The 18,732-nt window shown below is 41.0% G+C and carries 15 protein-coding genes and 2 pseudogenes; 9 read left to right on the top strand and 8 right to left on the bottom strand.

What is annotated here, in order from left to right; genetic code table 11:
* The first annotated feature begins 250 nt into the window (after nucleotides 1–250).
* The 3 genes from AC25JC_RS04485 (at nucleotide 251) to AC25JC_RS04475 (ending at nucleotide 3,400) form a co-directional block, all read left to right on the top strand.
* Nucleotides 251–1,708: a glyceraldehyde-3-phosphate dehydrogenase gene (locus AC25JC_RS04485; protein ID WP_111885541.1), complete on the top strand. Its 1,458-nt coding sequence runs from the start codon at nucleotides 251–253 to the stop codon at nucleotides 1,706–1,708.
* Between the two features lie 306 nt (nucleotides 1,709–2,014).
* Complete coding sequence (locus AC25JC_RS04480) at nucleotides 2,015–2,716, top strand: MFS transporter (protein ID WP_143221649.1); 702 nt, start codon at nucleotides 2,015–2,017, stop codon at nucleotides 2,714–2,716.
* Nucleotides 2,717–2,719: 3 nt separating this feature from the next.
* Complete coding sequence (locus tag AC25JC_RS04475) at nucleotides 2,720–3,400, top strand: hypothetical protein (protein ID WP_078190209.1); 681 nt, start codon at nucleotides 2,720–2,722, stop codon at nucleotides 3,398–3,400.
* Between the two features lie 58 nt (nucleotides 3,401–3,458).
* Here AC25JC_RS04475 and AC25JC_RS04470 read toward each other — a convergent pair whose 3' ends face one another.
* Nucleotides 3,459–4,313 carry an SDR family oxidoreductase gene (locus tag AC25JC_RS04470; protein ID WP_486923529.1) on the bottom strand — a complete coding sequence of 285 codons (855 nt, stop codon included), beginning with the start codon at nucleotides 4,311–4,313 and terminating at the stop codon, nucleotides 3,459–3,461.
* Between the two features lie 115 nt (nucleotides 4,314–4,428).
* Between AC25JC_RS04470 and AC25JC_RS04465 the strand changes: the two genes are divergently transcribed.
* The 4 genes from AC25JC_RS04465 (at nucleotide 4,429) to AC25JC_RS04450 (ending at nucleotide 8,014) form a co-directional block, all read left to right on the top strand.
* A complete protein-coding gene (locus AC25JC_RS04465) occupies nucleotides 4,429–4,803 on the top strand; it encodes a winged helix-turn-helix transcriptional regulator (protein ID WP_078191873.1) in 375 nt (124 codons plus the stop codon).
* A gap of 213 nt (nucleotides 4,804–5,016) precedes the next feature.
* A complete protein-coding gene (cgtA, locus tag AC25JC_RS04460) occupies nucleotides 5,017–6,231 on the top strand; it encodes an Obg family GTPase CgtA (RefSeq protein ID WP_078190204.1) in 1,215 nt (404 codons plus the stop codon).
* 40 nt (nucleotides 6,232–6,271) lie between these two features.
* On the top strand, nucleotides 6,272–7,405 hold the full coding sequence (gene proB / locus AC25JC_RS04455; RefSeq protein ID WP_180004924.1) for a glutamate 5-kinase: 1,134 nt from the start codon (nucleotides 6,272–6,274) through the stop codon (nucleotides 7,403–7,405).
* A gap of 279 nt (nucleotides 7,406–7,684) precedes the next feature.
* Complete coding sequence (locus AC25JC_RS04450; protein ID WP_486923528.1) at nucleotides 7,685–8,014, top strand: GNAT family N-acetyltransferase; 330 nt, start codon at nucleotides 7,685–7,687, stop codon at nucleotides 8,012–8,014.
* Between the two features lie 57 nt (nucleotides 8,015–8,071).
* On the opposite strand, the gene arsH is transcribed toward AC25JC_RS04450, so the two are convergent.
* From arsH to AC25JC_RS04420, 6 genes and pseudogenes are all read right to left on the bottom strand, one after another.
* Nucleotides 8,072–8,776, bottom strand: coding sequence for an arsenical resistance protein ArsH (arsH, locus tag AC25JC_RS04445; protein ID WP_486923527.1), 705 nt, complete (start codon nucleotides 8,774–8,776; stop codon nucleotides 8,072–8,074).
* A gap of 1 nt (nucleotide 8,777) precedes the next feature.
* Complete coding sequence (gene arsB / locus AC25JC_RS04440) at nucleotides 8,778–9,818, bottom strand: ACR3 family arsenite efflux transporter (protein ID WP_180055084.1); 1,041 nt, start codon at nucleotides 9,816–9,818, stop codon at nucleotides 8,778–8,780.
* The gene (locus tag AC25JC_RS04435) at nucleotides 9,818–10,291 is read right to left on the bottom strand and encodes an arsenate reductase ArsC (RefSeq protein ID WP_078191858.1); all 474 of its coding nucleotides are present in this window, start codon (nucleotides 10,289–10,291) and stop codon (nucleotides 9,818–9,820) included. Before AC25JC_RS04435 ends, arsB begins: the two co-directional genes overlap by 1 nt.
* Nucleotides 10,288–10,617, bottom strand: a complete 330-nt coding sequence (locus tag AC25JC_RS04430; RefSeq protein ID WP_078191857.1) for a metalloregulator ArsR/SmtB family transcription factor — start codon at nucleotides 10,615–10,617, stop codon at nucleotides 10,288–10,290. Before AC25JC_RS04430 ends, AC25JC_RS04435 begins: the two co-directional genes overlap by 4 nt.
* Before the next feature lie 113 nt (nucleotides 10,618–10,730).
* Nucleotides 10,731–12,925, bottom strand: a pseudogene (locus AC25JC_RS04425) (TonB-dependent receptor family protein).
* Nucleotides 12,926–13,112: 187 nt separating this feature from the next.
* Complete coding sequence (locus AC25JC_RS04420) at nucleotides 13,113–13,814, bottom strand: SIMPL domain-containing protein (protein WP_180133095.1); 702 nt, start codon at nucleotides 13,812–13,814, stop codon at nucleotides 13,113–13,115.
* A 483-nt stretch (nucleotides 13,815–14,297) separates the two neighbouring features.
* Here AC25JC_RS04420 and AC25JC_RS04415 point away from each other — a divergent pair, with 483 nt between their 5' ends.
* Both AC25JC_RS04415 and AC25JC_RS04410 read left to right on the top strand, forming a co-directional pair.
* Nucleotides 14,298–15,671 (top strand): diaminobutyrate--2-oxoglutarate transaminase, encoded by a 1,374-nt coding sequence (locus tag AC25JC_RS04415; RefSeq protein ID WP_180040630.1) that lies wholly within the window; start codon nucleotides 14,298–14,300, stop codon nucleotides 15,669–15,671.
* A gap of 3 nt (nucleotides 15,672–15,674) precedes the next feature.
* The gene (locus AC25JC_RS04410; RefSeq protein WP_486923526.1) at nucleotides 15,675–17,207 is read left to right on the top strand and encodes a pyridoxal phosphate-dependent decarboxylase family protein; all 1,533 of its coding nucleotides are present in this window, start codon (nucleotides 15,675–15,677) and stop codon (nucleotides 17,205–17,207) included.
* Nucleotides 17,208–17,566: 359 nt separating this feature from the next.
* Here the strand turns inward: AC25JC_RS04410 and AC25JC_RS04405 are convergent.
* A pseudogene (locus tag AC25JC_RS04405) lies at nucleotides 17,567–18,619 on the bottom strand (Rieske 2Fe-2S domain-containing protein).
* Nucleotides 18,620–18,732 lie beyond the last annotated feature (113 nt).

The following is an 18,732-nucleotide window of genomic DNA, read 5'->3' as shown; positions in this document are numbered from 1 at the left end:
TATGCAGAGATCTGGTTGATAAAACTACATTTGAAATTTTGTGACAAAAATCTGCGAAAAAGCCGGTTTTTCAACTTTCGGCTATAAAATCATAATACTAATCATGATTATTTTGAAAATTGATAGTGAATATATAACAAAATAACCTTGTCGAAATCTGCTTTTAGATTCATTAATTTTCAGTTTTCCATTACAATTGTGGGGTTTTGAAATTTATGCTTAGATTTACAATTAATTAGAGGACGTATCTGTGAGCAAAGACACTATCGTTGCCCTACATGCAGAGCACCAAGGTCGCTGGAAAAACCGTGAAGAAATCGCGGAACGTATGATTGCCCTAGTGGGTCAGTTATATCGTGAAAAAAACATCGTAGCTACAGTATACGGTCGTTCTTTAATTAACCGTTCGGTTATCCAAATTCTTAAAGCGCATCGTCGTACTCGCGTACTTGACGTTGAACTTTCAGTTGTGAACACTTTCCCAATTCTTGAAGCTTTGGCGAAAATCGAAAACATCGGTACTGCTGAAATTGATCTTGGCAAACTTGCTGTTGAGTTCAAAGAAAAAGGCGGTGATGTTGACGCATTCGTTGCTGACGCTGTGAAATCACTTGAAGGCAATGCAACTAACGTTGAAAACCGTGATGTTGTACTTTACGGTTTCGGTCGTATTGGTCGTATCCTTGCACGTTTGATGATCAGCCAATCTGGTCTAGGTCGTGGTCTCAACCTTAAAGCAATCGTTGTTCGTAAATCATCTGACGGTGACTTAGAAAAACGTGCGTCTTTGTTACGTCGTGACTCTATTCATGGTCCATTCGCAGGTACGATTTCTGTTGATGAAGAAAACGAAGCAATCATTGCTAACGGTAACTTCATCAAAGTGATCTATGCGTCTAACCCATCTGAAGTTGATTACACTGCTTACGGTATTAACAATGCACTTGTAATCGATAACACAGGTAAATGGCGTGATTCTGAAGGTCTTGCACAGCACCTTAAATGCGCTGGCGCTGCACGTGTAATTCTAACTGCACCTGGTAAAGGTGATATGAAGAACGTTGTATATGGTGTGAACCAAGCAGACATCCTTGATGAAGATACAATCATCTCTGCTGCAAGCTGTACAACAAACGCGATCACACCAACACTTAAAGTGTTAAATGACAAGTACACAGTGATCAATGGTCACGTTGAAACAGTTCACTCGTTCACGAATGACCAGAACTTAATCGACAACTACCATAAAGCTGACCGTCGTGGCCGTGCTGCAACATTGAACATGGTTATTACTGAAACAGGTGCTGCTAAAGCTGTTGCTAAAGCACTTCCTGCTCTTCAAGGTAAATTGACTGGTAACTCAGTACGTGTACCTACTCCAAACGTATCTCTTGCAATTTTGAACCTTACTTTGGGTCAAGATGTTGACCGTGAAGAAGTGAATGAATACATTCGCCAAATTTCAATCAACTCTAACCTTCAAGGTCAAATCGGTTATACAAACTCAACTGAAGTTGTATCGTCTGACTTTATCGGTTCACGTACTGCAGGTGTGTTTGACGCTCAAGCGACAATCGCTTCTGGTAACCGTTTAACTGCTTATGTTTGGTACGATAATGAAGTGGGTTATAGCTGCCAAGTATTGCGTATTGCTGAGCAAATGGGCGGCGTAAGCTATCCAAAAGTTCCTGCTGAAACTAATGCTTAATTAGTTCATGCTGTAAAAAAGAGCCTCATTTGAGGCTCTTTTTTTATCTAAAGAGCAGGGGTAAAAACTTAAGGCATAGATGACGAATGGATTGATCAAAAGCATCAAAAGTTCTTGTTTTTTCTGCCACTGTTAGATGAGTGAGAGTCATTTATAATGAAAAGCTGACTAAAATATTCAAGTTTTAAGTTAATGAAATTATTAAAGAATTAAATACAAAAAATTGCAAACTGGTTTGTATAATGTGTTCAAAATGAGACTGTAAAAAATAAAAAGCAAAAGGAATTTAGTTTGCAAGCAAAGCACATGCTCAGTGGATTGGCATTTATTGTGTTTGCTGCGCTCTGTGGTGTACTTATCGCCATTTGGGTGTTTAAGCACTTTAATATTTATATCCCGCTAGAAAATCAGAACGTCAATATTGACCTGCAAGAGCCGTTACAAGCCGAAGTCAAAATTCATGATGCCTTGGATGTGGACGTGACAGGGAGGGTGAATGCTGAAATTCCGATACATGAAAATTTAAATATTCCCTTAACTCAAACGCTGACGCCACGGGTGTATTTTGATAATCAAGTCCCGATTAAGACCACGATTCCAGTGCGTGAAACTTTGAAAGTGAATCAAAACCTACCTGTGAATACCAAAGTGAAAGTTAAAGTCATGGGGCAGGATGTGACTTTGCCGCTCAAAGGTGATATCCCGATACAATTGGATATTCCAGTAAATATGAATGTGCCTTTGGAGCAAAAAGTACATTTAAAATTTGATGCGCCAGTCAAAACCGTGCTGAAAGAAAACCTACATATTCCACTAAATGCAAATTTAAAAACCAACATTCCTATTGAAGGTAATTTAAATGTTCCAATTAAGACGGCATTAAAAGCGACAGTGGATGTGCAAAATACGTTGCCGGTTCAAATTAAAAAGGGTGAATTAGTAATTCCACTAAAAACAATGCGACTCAACAGAGAGCATGCCAAAACTGAAGCGAAAGCTCAGGAGTAAGCCATGTGGATATTTCAATCGGCGAAGCGCATCATTTTGAGTTTTATCGCAGTTGCGTTATTGGTTGCGGTACTATTTTGGTTGTATTTAAATATTTATGCGTCGATGCAAGTACGTGCAAAAAATGCTGATATTCAATTGTCGCATTCACTACCCACCAAAATTTCCGTTGGTAATTATTTGCAAACGCAGTCTATTGGGACTCTGGATACGCAGATTGCTTTAGATCGGAAGCTGCAATTACCCTTAAAGGGAAAATATCTGGCAGATTTGCAATTTAGTGTAGAGGTTCCGATCTCAGTGGATATTGATTATTCCACCAATATTCAAATTAACCAGACGATGCCGCTTGAGGCGACCACAGATTTGGTGATTAAAAATAAACTCGTGCCGAAATTTCCGTTAAAAATGGACATTCCTGTCAAGTTAGATGTGCCTTTTCATTTGAAAAGAACCTATAACATTCCTATTCGAATTAATTTTAATGGCCCTGTGTATTTTGAGTTTAATGAAAAAGTTGATTTGCATGTGGTACATCAGTTTGCACCACAGCTAAAACTGAATGACCCGATGACCATGCGAAAAATCGCAACCTTTAATGCCACGATGTACAACGCAGAGCGTAATACCAAGGCAAATTTAGATATGAATATGGATTTGCCGATAAAAAATGTACATCCATAAGTTAGATTTAACTCAAAAAAAAGCCCGAATCAATTCGGGCTTTTTTGTTGGTTTGATCTTATTTTAAAGCAGCTTCAACAGCACTACGTAGAGAAGTGGTTGGGTGACCGAGTAACTGTTCCAAGTCCTTACGATCACTTTGCATTGCACCGTCAATGCTGTTGATATCAGCATCGACGATCACATCTACAAGACCAGCAGGTAAGCCAGCTTGTAATAGGCCTTGTGTGTAGTCTTCTGCTGTAAGATTTTGATAGTGAACATTTTGACCTGAAACTTGCTGTAGGATTTCAGCAAGCTGTGCCAATGTGAAACTGTCTGAGCTTGCAAGTTCATAGGTTTTATTCTCATGACCAGCGCTTGTAAGTACTTTTGCAGCAGCTTCAGCATAGTCAGCACGTGTCGCTGCATTAATTTTTCCATCCTTTGCTGCACCAAATAAGGTACCTGTTTCAACCACATGCCCTACAGCGGCAAGATAGTTTTCGACATACCAGTTATTTCGTAAGAAGGTATAGGTTAAACCACTAGCTTGAATCAAACTTTCTGTTTCACGATGTTCTTGAGATAAACCCAATGGTGACGTATCTGCACGTAACAGGCTGGTATAAGCAAGATATGGAACTTTCGCATCTACTGCAGCATCAATTACGGCTTTGTGTTGTGGAGTACGACGACCAATTTCATTGGCGGAAATGAGTAATAATTTATCGACACCTTGTAGTGCAGGAACCAGTGTATCTGGTTGATCATAGTCAAAATGACGAAGTTCGATGCCTTGAGCTTGTAGAGATGCTGCTTTTTCTGGTGAGCGAACTAAAGCGATGATGTTTTCGGCCGCGGTTTCTTTCAATAAAAATTGAAGGACCAATTGGCCTAGTTGACCTGTTGCACCTGTAATTGCGATTTTCATATTTAAACCCTCTGATTGTTGAATAAATAATCTTGATGGTTAAATCTTAATCTGTTAACTTACTAAATGTAAGTACGTACCAAAAAGTAAGTTAGTGACTTTGAGGAAAGATTTAATGAACACATACGCTACAAGTAAATTATTAGGTCAAGTTTTATCCACAGATTGTCCATCTCGAGAAATATTGGAACATCTCACCAATAAATGGTCAGTATTAGTTTTACGTTGTTTGACTGAAGGGGTACACCGTTTTAGTGAACTTAAGCAGCGGATCGAAGGGGTAAGCGAAAAGATGCTGGCTCAAACGCTGAAAATGCTCGAGCAAGATGGTTTTATCTTAAGGACAGTCTATCCAGTCGTGCCACCCAAAGTTGAATATCAACTGACTTTAATGGGCTCGCAGGCTGCAGAAAAGTTAATGCATCTGATTGGTTGGGTTGAACGAACCTTGCCTGAAATTATTGAAGCCAAGGAAAATGCACGTAAATAGCTTTCAGAAATGGGGAGTGAAATTCGTTTGCCATTTATTAAAGGTATTTTGATGATGAGCTAAAGATTTTCAAGCGAGGTGCGGATTTTCCTAAAAATTTGCATCAGCACCAAGATGAATGAAATTTATAGTATTGCTGAATAATATTGTTCGAGAAATTCTTTAAAATATGGCAGAATAAGCGGTTTTAAAGTTTTTAGAGGATTGGCAAACATGCGCTTTGTTGATGAAGCAGTCATTACCGTAGAGGCTGGCGACGGTGGCAATGGCGTAGCCAGTTTTCGCCGTGAAAAATTCGTACCATTTGGTGGTCCAGATGGTGGTGATGGTGGTCGTGGCGGTAACGTATACGTTCAAGCCGACAACGACACAAGTACCCTAGTAGATTATCGTTATACACGTAAATTCCGTGCAGAACGTGCTAAAAATGGTCGTGGAGCGAACTGCTCAGGCCGTGGCGGTGAAGATACCGTATTGCTCGTTCCAGTGGGCACAACAATTGTAGATACAGAATCTGGCGATATCATCGGCGACTTAGTGGCTGACGGTCAGCGTGTGTTAGTGGCAGCAGGTGGTGAAGGTGGTTTGGGTAATACTCACTTCAAATCTTCAACCAACCGTTCTCCACGTAAATGTACACACGGCTCAAAAGGCGAATATCGTGAAATTCGTCTTGAATTAAAAGTACTCGCAGACGTTGGTTTGTTGGGTATGCCAAATGCGGGTAAATCAACCTTTATCCGTGCAGTTTCAGCAGCAAAACCAAAAGTTGCAGATTATCCATTTACCACTATGGTGCCAAACCTAGGTGTGGTTGATGCCGATAGTCACCGTTCATTTGTAATGGCGGATATTCCAGGTCTAATCGAAGGGGCTGCAGAAGGTGCAGGTCTAGGTATTCGATTCCTGAAACACTTGGCGCGTACACGTATTTTATTGCACATCGTAGATGTTCAACCGATTGATGGTTCTGACCCTGCGTACAATGCAAAAGCAATTTTGGAAGAGTTGAAAAAATTCTCCCCAACACTTTCAAAATTACCTGTTGTATTGGTACTCAATAAAGTAGACCAATTGGCGGCTGAAACGCGTGATGAATGGTGTGATCACATTCTCGAAGAGTTGCAGTGGAAAGGCCCTGTATTCAAAACTTCAGGTTTAACGTTTGAAGGTACTAAAGACGTTGTGTACTACCTGATGGATCAAATTGAAGAACAGCGCGAACGCGAAACTGAAGATCCTGAATATGCAGCAGAAGTTAAAGCGTTCCGTGATCAGCTTGAAGCTGAAACACGTGAGCAAACGCTTGCTGCGAAAGAAGCATATCGTGAAATGCGTCGTCAACAACGTCTGGCAGGTCAAGGTGAAGACTTTGATGATGAATTTGAAGACGGTGATGATGAGGCAGAATCGTACTACGTACGTTAATTGCTGAATAAGTGTCAAAGCAAACAAGTCTGAGGACAAGATGATAGAAGTGGTAGATGGGCAACGTCAGCTCAAGGGTTGTAAACGTATCGTTGTTAAAATCGGATCATCACTACTCACAGCAAACGGAAAAGGGTTAGATCTGGATGCAATCTCGCATTGGGCGGGACAAATTGCAGAACTACACAATGCAGGGCACGAGATCATTCTTGTGTCTTCCGGTGCTGTGGCTGAAGGTATGGTTCGAATGAATCTGGACAGCCGACCCACAGATCTACCCAGTCTTCAGGCTTGCGCAGCCATTGGACAAATGGGTTTAATACATACTTGGTCAAGCGTTTTAGAACAACGTTCTATTCGTACAGCTCAAGTTTTATTAACCCATGACGATTTGGCTGACCGTCGTCGTTATTTAAACTCTTGTGATGCCTTGCAGCATTTGATTGATTGGCGTGTGATTCCTGTGATCAATGAAAATGACACAGTGTCGACTGACGAAATCCGCTTTGGCGATAACGATACTTTGGCTGCGATGGTGGCTGGACAGGTTCATGCAGACCTTTTGGTGATTCTAACTGACCAAGAAGGCATGTTTGACTCAGACCCTCGTTCCAATCCAGATGCAAAACTGTTCCATACAGTACGTGCAATGGATGAATCATTATTCGATATGGCTGGCGGCGGCGGTAAATTCGGTCGTGGTGGTATGTTGACCAAAGTTCGTGCGGCACGTTTGGCAGCCAAGTCCGGTTGTCCAACAGTCATTGCGAGCGGTGATAGTGATAATGTGCTGTCACGTGTAATGGCAGGTGAATTACTCGGTACATTATTTATTACCGATAATGACCGTGTGACAGCCCATCAACAATGGTTAGCTGCACATTTACAAACAGCTGGACGTTTGGTGATTGATGATGGTGCTGTAAAGGCAATACGTGATAATCACCGCAGTTTATTACCTGTCGGTGTGAAAGCGGTTGAAGGGCATTTCGAACGTGGTGATGTGGTGGAATGTGTTGATACACAAGGTCATCGTGTTGCCGTAGGCCGTGTAAACTTCAGTTCACGCTCGGCAGAAATCGTTAAAGGTTTAGCCTCAGATAAAGTTCATCAAGTTTTAGGGGAAGCCCGATCACTTGAAATGATCCATCGCAATCATATGTCGATTTACTAAATTGAAAATCAAAATCCTGCTTCCGAGCGGGATTTTTTATGGCATGCCATTTGAATATAACGATAAAAATAGAAATAAGAGGAAAAGAAGATGAGCTAAATTTAATATTTAAACTTTCAAGATCTAAAAGATGAGCAGGCTCAACTTTGCGAAATATTGGCACAATGTGTGCAAGATAAAGCATCACTGAGTTTTTTTGCTGAAAAATCTAAGTTACCCTATGATGAATATTGGTCTGCTGTGGCAAAGGATATTCAAAAGCATAAAACCTTTTTGTAGGTGGTGCTGCAAAGCGGTGAAATTGTGGGCACAGTACAATTGGTTCGTGCCACCAAAGCCAATGCACTGCATCGTGCTGAGATTGAAAAACTTATGGTGCATCCAAAGGAACGTCAGCAAGGCATTGCTCACCAACTATTAACACTTGCAGAAGATAAAGCAAAACAATTGAACTTGAAATTACTTGTACTTGATACGCGTACAGGCGATGTCTCTGAAAAGCTATATGAAAAATTTAACTTTATAAAAGCTGGGATCATTCCGCAATTTGCATTGAGCCATACAGGTACAATAGATTCAATGACATTATTTTATAAATTATTAGTTTAAGTTGAAACGGATGGATATTTTAGACCAAAACTCCTGCACAGATGCAGGAGTTTTTCATTAAAGGTTCTTTTGATTAACTCGTTTAGAGAGTTCTTCCGCACTTTCAACTCGTTCAGAATAGCGATCTGTGAGGTAGGCAGATTGACCACGTGTGAGTAGGGTAAATTTGTATAATTCCTCCATCACATCGACAATGCGAATGTAATAGCAGGAAGGTTTCATGCGATCATTTTCATCAAACTCTAAAAATGCTTTTGCAACGGAAGATTGATTTGGAATCGTGATCATCCGCATCCAACGCCCAAGGATGCGCATTTGGTTAACAGCATTAAAAGATTGCGAACCACCACTGACTTGCATTAACGCCAGCGTTTTACCTTGAGTAGCACGAATGGCACCTGCCGCTAAAGGAATCCAATCAATTTGTGCTTTCAATATAGAGCTCATCGCACCATGTCGTTCTGGCGAACACCAAACCATGCCTTCTGACCATGTAAGCAATTCATGTAATTCCTGAACTTTAGGATGGGATGTTTCAGCATCTTCAGGCAGAGGAAGACCTTTAGGATGAAAGATTTTGACTTCTGCACCAAAATGTTCAAGGATTCGACCCGCCTCCAATACCGTTAAGCGGCTAAATGAGCGTTCACGGTTGGAGCCATATAGCAGCAGAATGCGTGGCGGATGTTCAAGTGCTTTAGCTTGAACTTGTTCAAAACGCGGTGTTTCAAGTAGATCTAGTTGAATATTGGGGAGCTTCATTTTAGTTCTCTTTATACCATTTGCGTTTTAACCATAGCGATACACTCACTAATGCAATAAGCACAGGCACTTCAACCAATGGGCCAATAATCGTGGTAAATGCAATCGGAGATGCAATGCCAAAGGTCGCGATGGCAACAGCGAGGGCAAGTTCAAAATTATTACCTGCTGCGGTAAAGGATATGGCAGTGGTTTTGGCGTAGTTATTGCCCATCCATTTGCTCATCAAAAAGCTAATGAAAAACATCACCACAAAGTAGATTGTGAGGGGAATGGCAATACGCAGTACATCCATCGGAAGGCTCACGACATCTGCACCTTTGAGGCTAAACATCACCACAATAGTAAAGAGTAATGCGATTAAACTGATGGGGCTGATTTTGGGTATAAATTGATTTTTATACCAATCCAGACCTTTTTGTTTTACCAATATGGCACGCGTCAGGAAACCGAGTAGGAAGGGAATACCTAAATACACCAATACTGCATGTGTGATGGTCCAAAAGCTGACTTGGATCACTTGCGCTTCTATACCAAAATAAGGCGGTAAAAAACTCAAAAAGAACCATGCGTAGGTACTAAAAAATGCAATTTGGAAAATACTGTTAAATGCCACTAAAGCCGTAACGTATTGGTTGTCCCCACAAGCTAAATCATTCCAAACCAAAACCATCGCAATACAACGTGCTAAACCAATCAGAATCAAACCGGTCATGTATTCAGGGTAGTGTTGTAAAAACACGATAGCCAAAATAAACATCAGGCAAGGTGCGATTAACCAGTTTTGAAGTAGTGAAAGGTATAAGGTACGTTTATCTTTAAACACTTCAGGCAGGGCTTTGTAATCCACTTTAGCTAAAGGCGGATACATCATCAGGATTAAACCAATGGCAATCGCAATATTGACATCACCGATATTGAGTTGATTTAAAGCCCTTGAAGCACTTGGAATATACACGCCAATCGCAATGCCTAGCCCCATTGCGATAAAAATCCATAGCGTTAGATTGCGGTCTAGAAATGACAGTTTTGCAGCAGCCATTATTGAATCTCTGAAATTTTTTGGATTTCTTTGTTAAGCTCTTCACGACTTAATTGCTTAAAATCGAGTGCAAATAAAGCATCTAAACGGCGGTTAATATGTGCCACGGTATCAAGAAAAGCTGCAAGTTTTACGTCATCTGCAAGCTCTAAATGGGAAGGGTCTTCTAAACCCCAGTGTGCTTTGATGGCAGAGCCTAAGTAAATTGGGCAAGCTTCTTGAGCTGCAGAACCACAGACAGTAATTACCACATCGGGTTGGTATTGTTCACATGCGGTGATGGTTTTACTCGACAAGCCCTCAGTCGGTAGATTGAGGTTATGTAGGGTTTTTAAGGTAAATGGGTGGACTTGTCCTGAAGGTTTACTGCCTGCGCTATAAGCACGGAAACCTTCAGGGGCACGCTGGTTAAAAAGTACTTCGGATAAAATGCTGCGGCAGCTATTGCCAGTACATAGAAATAAAAAATTCATAGCGTTTCACACAATGTGGTAGTGCCTTTCGGGGAGTTTAAATCGAGGTCTTTAAATCGTTCTTGGTGACGCATGACATCGAGTATTTGTGTACACCAAGTAGGCAGTGCAGGGTGAATGGAGTAATAGACCCATTGACCTTTACGTTGATCACTCAGCACACCTGATGAACGCAGTAATGCCAAATGACGCGAAATTTTAGGTTGGCTCAATTCAAGGGACTCAGTGAGTTCGCAGACGCAGAGTTCACCTTTACAAGCCAACAGCATGATGATGTTCAGACGAGTCTCATCTGCAAGTAATTTGAAAAATTCAGTCTGTTCCATGTTTATCTGTATATATGGATTTTCATATATCCTTACATATGAATATATGGATGTCCATATATATTATTCAATAAAAATCCCACACTTGGTGGGATCTTTATATTTAGACCAGTTTAAAAGTCGAATGAAGTTTGTAAGAAGAAGGTACGTGGTTGCCCTATATATTTACCACCTGTTGCATCTGATGAACGGGTGAAATACTGTTTATCAAATACATTCTTGATGCCAGCGGCAACTTTAACCCCTTGCAGCGAACCGCCAAAGTCATAGCCGGTACGCACAGCAAAAGTTGAATAGCCTGGAATATCGCCCAGTTTACCATTTGCCGTTTCTTCAGTTTGGTAGATCCCTGAATCTTGGTTACCTGGGGCACGTTGTTTAGATTGAGCATACATGTCGGCATTGATTGACCAAGCATCGTATTTATAGCCTAAGCCAAAGTTTGCGACATTTTGTGAATAGAAGGGCAAATCTTTACCTTTAAAGTTACCTGCTTCAGCAACTGCTTTGGTATAGGTGTAATTACCATAGGCTTTTAAGCCTTCGAGGGTGTCAGCTAAATGTCCAAAGTCATAACTAAAACCGGTTTCAATCCCTTTATGACTTGTAGCACCGAGGTCAGTCCAAATGCCATTGTTTGCAGCATCACGTTCTAAAATCAGTTCTTTGTCAAAATCAAGATAAAACGCAGTCAATTCAGCACTCAAACCATTGCCTAAATATTTGGTACCAATTTCATAGTTATTAGACTTTTCAGGATGTAAGCCATCTAGGGTTGTGACTGCTGTAGTACCTTGTGTTGTTGCTAATTGGTTATATTGCTGTGGACCAAAAGATACACCGGCATTGGCAAAGAAATTCCAATGGTCTGTTGCTTTATATAGGACAGCTAAACTTGGTAAAAATTCGTCTGATTGGATCGAGGGATGAACAGTATTTTGTAATACGCCATTTTTATAGGCACTAAAACTGTTTTGCGTATCAATCGATTCAAAACGAACGCCGGGTGTAATATTCCATTTACCCAATTCTATACGGTTATCGATATAAGCTGCGTGTGCTTTGGTGCCACCCGCACTGCGGGTACGTGCTATAAACTGACCGGGTTCAGCATCTGCAGCGTATTCAGTACGGCCTGCGAACTCGGTGCTTTCTTCATCCATATAACGGTAGCCTACAGTCACTTCATTCAGCGTGCTACCTAAGCTATAGCTACGAGAATAACGTGGCTCAATGGCAAAGACTTTATAATCACGCGGTGAAGTATCTAAGCGATGATTGCCATTGGTTAAGGTGGATTCAAGATTGCTGGTACGGAATGAATCGATGTAATAACTTAAAAGTTCAAAGTTGTTCGTGTCATCTTTATGTGTATAACGCAGCGATACGTCTGAACGACGGCCAGTGAAAAAATCACGATAATGCGACGTTTGATATGGATTTGCTTCGAATTCAGCAGTGCTTAAACCTTCAGGCATTTTACCTGTACCATCGTAGTGATGGAAATTTAATGCAATTTTATCCTGATCTGTTATGTCATAAGCGGTTTTTAACATGACATCATCAATGTCATTTTTATTGTTCGCTTCACGATAACCATTGCCTTTAGTACCTGAATAAAGCAGGGCTAAGCCTAAACCATTATCTAATGTTCCACCAACGAACAGACTAGGACTTAATTTTACCTGATCTGTACCTGTTGCATATTCAGAGTTTAAAGCTACAGTTCCTTTAAATAATTCAGGAATGCTACGTGTGGCAAAATTGATAATACCACCGACATTTTGTGGCCCAAAACGGACAGAACCTGCACCACGGACTACATCAACAGATTCTATATTTCCTAAAGAGACAGGCGCCATCGAAAGCTGTGGTTGGCCATACGGTGCAAATGATATTGGGATGCCATCGATCAACACGGTTGAACGTGGAGAGAGGCGAGAGGTTAATCCTCGAACGCCAATATTTAATGAAACATCGCTACCGCCAGTACCATTATTTTCTTGAACCTGAACGCCGGGAACTTGGCGTAACGCATCTTTAAGAGATGTTGCTGCGCTTTCGTTTAAGCGTTTACGGTCAATAATGGTCCGCGCACCGGCATGCTTTTGCACTTTTTTTCATTGGCGTTTTCCAGCCAGTTACCTTGAGTTTCAATGGTGATGGTCGGTAAAACATTAGCTTGCGCGGTATCTGTATTTTCAGCAGCAGAAGCCATAGTGGCAACCATGCTTATACCTACGGCAATACTCAGCGGTAATAAAGGGAAGTTTTGAAGCTTTGAAGATTTTTTGCTTGAACTATACATAAAAGTGTGAGCAATGGAGAGAGTGGGCGTATCATAATCTTGAGTGTGATAAATTTAAATAAGGATGATTATCATTTAAAACTATGAATATGATTAAGCTAATAGACTTTTTAATTTAAATAAAGAATAGGTGTAATTTATAGTCAAAAAAACCGCGCTAAAGCACGGTTTTTTAAAATGAATTTAATTATTTGAACTGGATAGAGCCATTTGCACTGACCGTGATTTTAGATTCACCACCTGCCATTTCTTGTTCAGGAATAGCATCGGCACTTGCAGCTTTCATCATCGCCATACGCGGAACTGGCTGACCACCATAATTGCTGGTATTTAAATTAATATTAACTAAGTTGTAGCCTGATTTATTCCATGCCTGAGCGAGCGCTTGGGCACGTTGTTGAAAGTTTTTGGATGCTTCAACCATCAGTTCATTTTCAACTTTTTTACGCTGTGCATCTGACACACTAAAGCTGATGGATTGAGTTTGGAAATTTTGTTGTAACTCGCTCACCAATTGGCTAGCTGCTTTAAAGTCTGTACTTTCTAAACGTAATTCGGCACGACCACGCCATTCTTTAAGTTTACGGCTGTCATTGTCATAGATAGGATAAGTAGTTTGTGAACCTGTTTCAATTTTTACCGATGGGTATTTACGGGCGGTGTTCACCGCTTGGGTCATCAATTGGTTGATTTGGGTAGCAAGTTCAGCCGGCTGTTTATTTGATTTTTCAATATATAAAACGGCATACATTTGGTCGTTCGACACTTGGCGAGTAGCATCCGCCTGAATATTCACGATGTTGTAATTGAGTGGGTCAGCTGCTTGAGTTGCTGCTGCCAAACCTAGACCGGATGCTAATAAAACAGTGGATAAGATAATTTTACGCATTGTTATGACCTATTCTTCTTTCAGAATGACTAATTTAGCTTATGCTCTTATCTTAAAAGGGGATTGTGATGGATTAAAGGAAAATCTGTGGTGGGATTGTAAATCTTTCAAGAAAAATAAATGTAGTGCTTGATGAATATTTATTTAAATAATCAGTGCTTAGTTGTTTAATTAATTGAAGATTACAATAATCATTCATAAGTTGTAAAAAAGCATAAAATAAAAAGGTTTTCTTTGTTATGTCACACTGTAAGATGATAATTCAGGCTATCAATCGGATTGATCTGTTTTTTCAGTGCTTGATGCTATGATTTGGTCATAAAAGTTATTTATTTTCCTGAAAAATTCTGTATCATCCGCCCTCTAGTTAGCCATTATATAGAGAGCTCTTAAAACTAACTGGAACTCATAAAGCACCGAGTCAAAGGACCGCAAGTCACCCGACTTATTTCTTTTAACCCATATCAGAGATGGTAATTCGATATGAGCGTTTCTTCAGTAAATCCTGCCCCTAATTCTACTAACGAATACTATTTAACTCGCCAAAGTCAAATGGAATCGAATGTTCGTAGCTATCCACGTAAACTTCCACTTGCGATAGCAAAAGCTTTGGGCTGTTGGGTTACCGATGTTGAAGGTACAGAGTACCTTGATTGTTTAGCTGGGGCAGGTACATTGGCACTAGGCCATAATCACCCTGCGGTCATTCAAAGTATCCAAGACACACTTGCAAGCGGCTTGCCATTGCATACTTTGGATTTAACAACACCTTTAAAAGATGCTTTCACTGAAGCTTTACTTGAGCAATTACCAGGTGGTAAGGAAGAGTATTGCCTACAGTTCTGTGGTCCGTCTGGTGCAGATGGTACAGAAGCAGCAATTAAGTTAGCAAAAACATACACTGGTCGTAGCTCAGTGATTAGCTTCTCTGGTGGCTATCACGGTATGACGCACGGTTCTTTAGCAATGACAGGTAACTTGTCTGCGAAGAATGCTGTGAATGGCTTGATGCCAGGTGTTCAATTTATGCCGTATCCGCATGAATACCGTTGCCCATTAGGCATTGGTGGTGAAGCGGGTGTAGACGCATTAACGTATTATTTCGAAAACTTCATTGAAGACGTAGAAAGCGGTGTAACTAAGCCAGCAGCTGTCATTTTGGAAGCGATCCAAGGTGAAGGCGGTGTGGTAACTGCACCTGTGAAGTGGTTGAAAAAAATCCGTGAAGTGACTGAAAAGCACAATATTGTGTTAATTCTTGACGAAGTTCAAGCGGGCTTTGCACGTTCAGGTAAAATGTTTGCCTTTGAACATGCGGGTATCGAACCTGATGTTGTTGTAATGTCTAAAGCGGTTGGTGGTAGCTTACCACTTGCAGTACTTGGTATTAAACGTAAGTTTGATGCTTGGCAGCCTGCAGGTCATACGGGTACTTTCCGTGGTAACCAATTGGCTATGGGTACGGGTCTTGCAACAATCAAAACCATCAAAGAGCAAAACTTGGCTCAAAACGCGCAAGAGCGTGGCGACTTCTTACAAGCTGAAATTAAAAAATTAGCGGTAGAATTCCCATGTATCGGTAACGTACGTGGCCGTGGTTTGATGATTGGTGTTGAAATTGTTGATGAACGTCAAAAAGCAGATCACATGGGTTCTTTACCAGGTGATTCTCAATTGGCAGCAGCAATTCAAGCAGCATGTTTCAACAATAAATTGTTGTTAGAAAAAGGTGGTCGTAACGGTACAGTCATTCGTTTACTTTGCCCATTGATCATCAATCAAGCTGAATGTGAAGAAGTGATCGTTCGCTTCAAGAAAGCACTTGCTGAAGCACTTGTTGCAACTCGAGGCGCGTAAGACATGGTAGATTTTGCAGAACATCGTAAAGCGTTATTCTGCAATGATGCACAATCTATTGCTGACTATCAGTCGGCAATGGATTCAGCTGTAAAAGCTGTATCTGCATGGTTGCAAAATGACAAAATGTACACAGGCGGTAGCATTAAAGAGCTTCGTAGTGCAATTGCATTCAATCCTTCTAAAGAAGGTATGGGTGTACAAAAATCACTAGACCGTATGGTTGAGCTTTTCTTAAATAAAAGCTTAAAGGTGCATCATCCGCATTCACTCGCGCATTTACACTGTCCAACAATGGTCACTAGCCAAATTGCGGAAGTGTTAATTAACGCAACAAACCAATCAATGGACTCATGGGATCAAAGCCCTGCAGGTTCATTGATGGAAGTTCAATTGATTGATTGGCTTCGCCAAAAAGTGGGCTACGGTGCAGGTCAAGCAGGTGTATTCACCTCTGGCGGTACGCAGTCTAACTTAATGGGCGTTTTACTTGCACGTGATGCGTGCATCGCGAAAAACTGGAAAGACGAAAACGGCAATCCGTGGTCTGTTCAGCGTGATGGCGTACCATCTGATGCTATGCGTAACGTCAAAGTGATCTGTTCTGAAAATGCGCACTTCTCTGTGCAAAAGAACATGGCGATGATGGGCATGGGCTTCCAATCTGTCGTGACTGTTCCTGTAGATGCTAACGCACGCATGGATATGGACGCGCTTGAGAAAACCATGGCTCACCTTCAAGCTGAAGGCAAAATCGTGGCATGTGTAGTTGCAACTGCGGGTACAACCGATGCAGGTGCAATTGACCCATTGAAAGAAATTCGTGAAATCACCAACAAATATGGCGCGTGGATGCACATCGATGCGGCTTGGGGCGGTGCACTGATTCTTTCAAATGACTATCGTTCAATGTTAGACGGTATTGAACTGTCTGACTCGGTAACGCTTGATTTCCATAAGCATTACTTCCAAACGATTTCATGTGGTGCGTTCTTGCTGAAAGATGAAGCGAACTATCGTTTCATGCATTATGAAGCTGAGTATTTAAACTCTGCTTATGATGAAGAGCATGGCGTTCCTAACTTAGTATCTAAGTCACTACAAACAACTCGCCGTTTTGACGCGTTGAAATTGTGGATGACGGTTGAAGCGTTAGGTGAAGAGCTTTACGGTTCCATGATTGATCATGGTGTAGGTCTAACACGTGATGTTGCAGACTATATTACTGCCACTGACGGTCTAGAAATGCTGGTTGATCCTCAATTTGCATCGGTATTGTTCCGTGTAGTACCAGCAGGTTACCCAGCTGAATTGTTAGATACATTGAACCAAAACGTTGCAGACGAATTGTTTGCTCGTGGTGAAGCGAATATTGGTGTAACTAAAGTAGGTCAAGTTCAATCATTGAAAATGACGACTTTAAGCCCAGTAGCGACTTTAGACAACGTGAAGAATTTGCTTGCTCTTGTGCTTGCGGAAGCGGATCGTATCAAAGGCCCAATCGCTGATGGTACATATACACCTGCAATTGACTAATTGTCATTTTGTAATTGTAGAAGAAGGGGCTCGTAAGAGCTCCTTTTTTTAAAAAAAATGAAAAGGTGCTTAATTTATTACATCACCACAATTTTTCATTGAGTGATGATAGTTTACTGCGTAGGCAGATTGTTACTTTGAGGGATCAAAGTATCTAAAATCTTTCTCAGGGAAAAGTTACATCCATGTGACCATTACCTTATAGTGACATCCCTGTCGCCAGTCGCGATATTCATTGATGTTTATCATTTGATGAATAAGATACCACAATATTTATAACCAATATAAGGCTTGTAAAGGAGTTTCCCTCTCCTTGTAGGAGAGGGTTAGGGTGAGGTGAATGCAATACGATATTAATGTTATGCCGCAAATAATGGACTAAAACCTTTCTTACGCAGCAGTTTGCGGTACATACTCGAACTACGGTCCGCTGGAAAATGCGCTTCGATGCTTAAATCTAAGGGTAAATATTCAGGCTTTTGCGATTCAGATACAAGGCGGTCTTCCTCAAATATTTTCAGGTTAAAGTCATAAGCATCTTCGACAGGTAAGTCTTTGTCATAATTGCGGCAAATGGGAGCAAATAGACGGGTAGAACGAGCAGTCATCGGTGAAGCCGTATTCATAATCACTTGCTTGCTGTTATTTGGAAAATGAATCGTCAGCGTTGCAGTAAACGGCAGATGAATTTCAAAATGGCGCAGCCATTGGAAACCCTTTTGTCCGCGCTGTTCTAAACCAATTTGATAGCGCCCAACACTGCTCCAATAGTCTGCATTAAAGCCAGTTTCTGTTTCGATGGTCGTGTAGTCAGGTACTTCTACATTTGCAGGGTCGCCAAACGTATCGGGATGTACCCATGCAAAATGCGCAACATCAATAAAACCTTCAAGCTGCCGGCCTGCAAAACATTGAAAATCTACCGTTGGACAAACCAATTGTTGAAAATCTGCATCTTCCCAATTGGGCATGCTAGGTATATTGGGTTCAGCTTCAGAATCAGCCGTCAGATTGCACTAGATCAAACCATAGCGCTCTACCGCTGCATAGGTGCGTAAATTAAAGCGCGGTGAAATTTTCTGTTCTGGATATGCAGGAATACGGTTGCAATGACCATGTTCATCAAAGCGTAAGCCATGATATCGGCAGACCACGCCTTGACCATCATTCTTGCCTAAACTTAGGGGTACGCAGCGGTGTGGGCAGGCATCTTTAGCTACAATCAGTTCATCTCCCATTTTATAAATGACGAGCGGCATATCTAAAAGCATGGTGCCATAAGGCTATTCTGTAATGTCTCGAGTGAGTGCAATCGGATACCAATATTTCGTAAGTAAGTGCCAGTCATGTTCTTCAAAAGTCATATGCACAGGCAAGTCTGGATTAAATGTCGCAATGGCTTTACTGGTTATTTTAGGCTCTGTTTTTATGTAAAGTTGCATATTGAGCTAACTAAAAATGTAATGAAATTTCAATTATTGGAATAACATAGAATAAAAAATCGAACATGCAAATGTGTATCATT

It is taken from the genome of Acinetobacter sp. P37, from assembly GCF_057480965.1.
The sequence above is the reverse complement of the archived record's forward strand: the minus strand, read 5'-3'. Positions and strand labels throughout refer to the sequence as shown.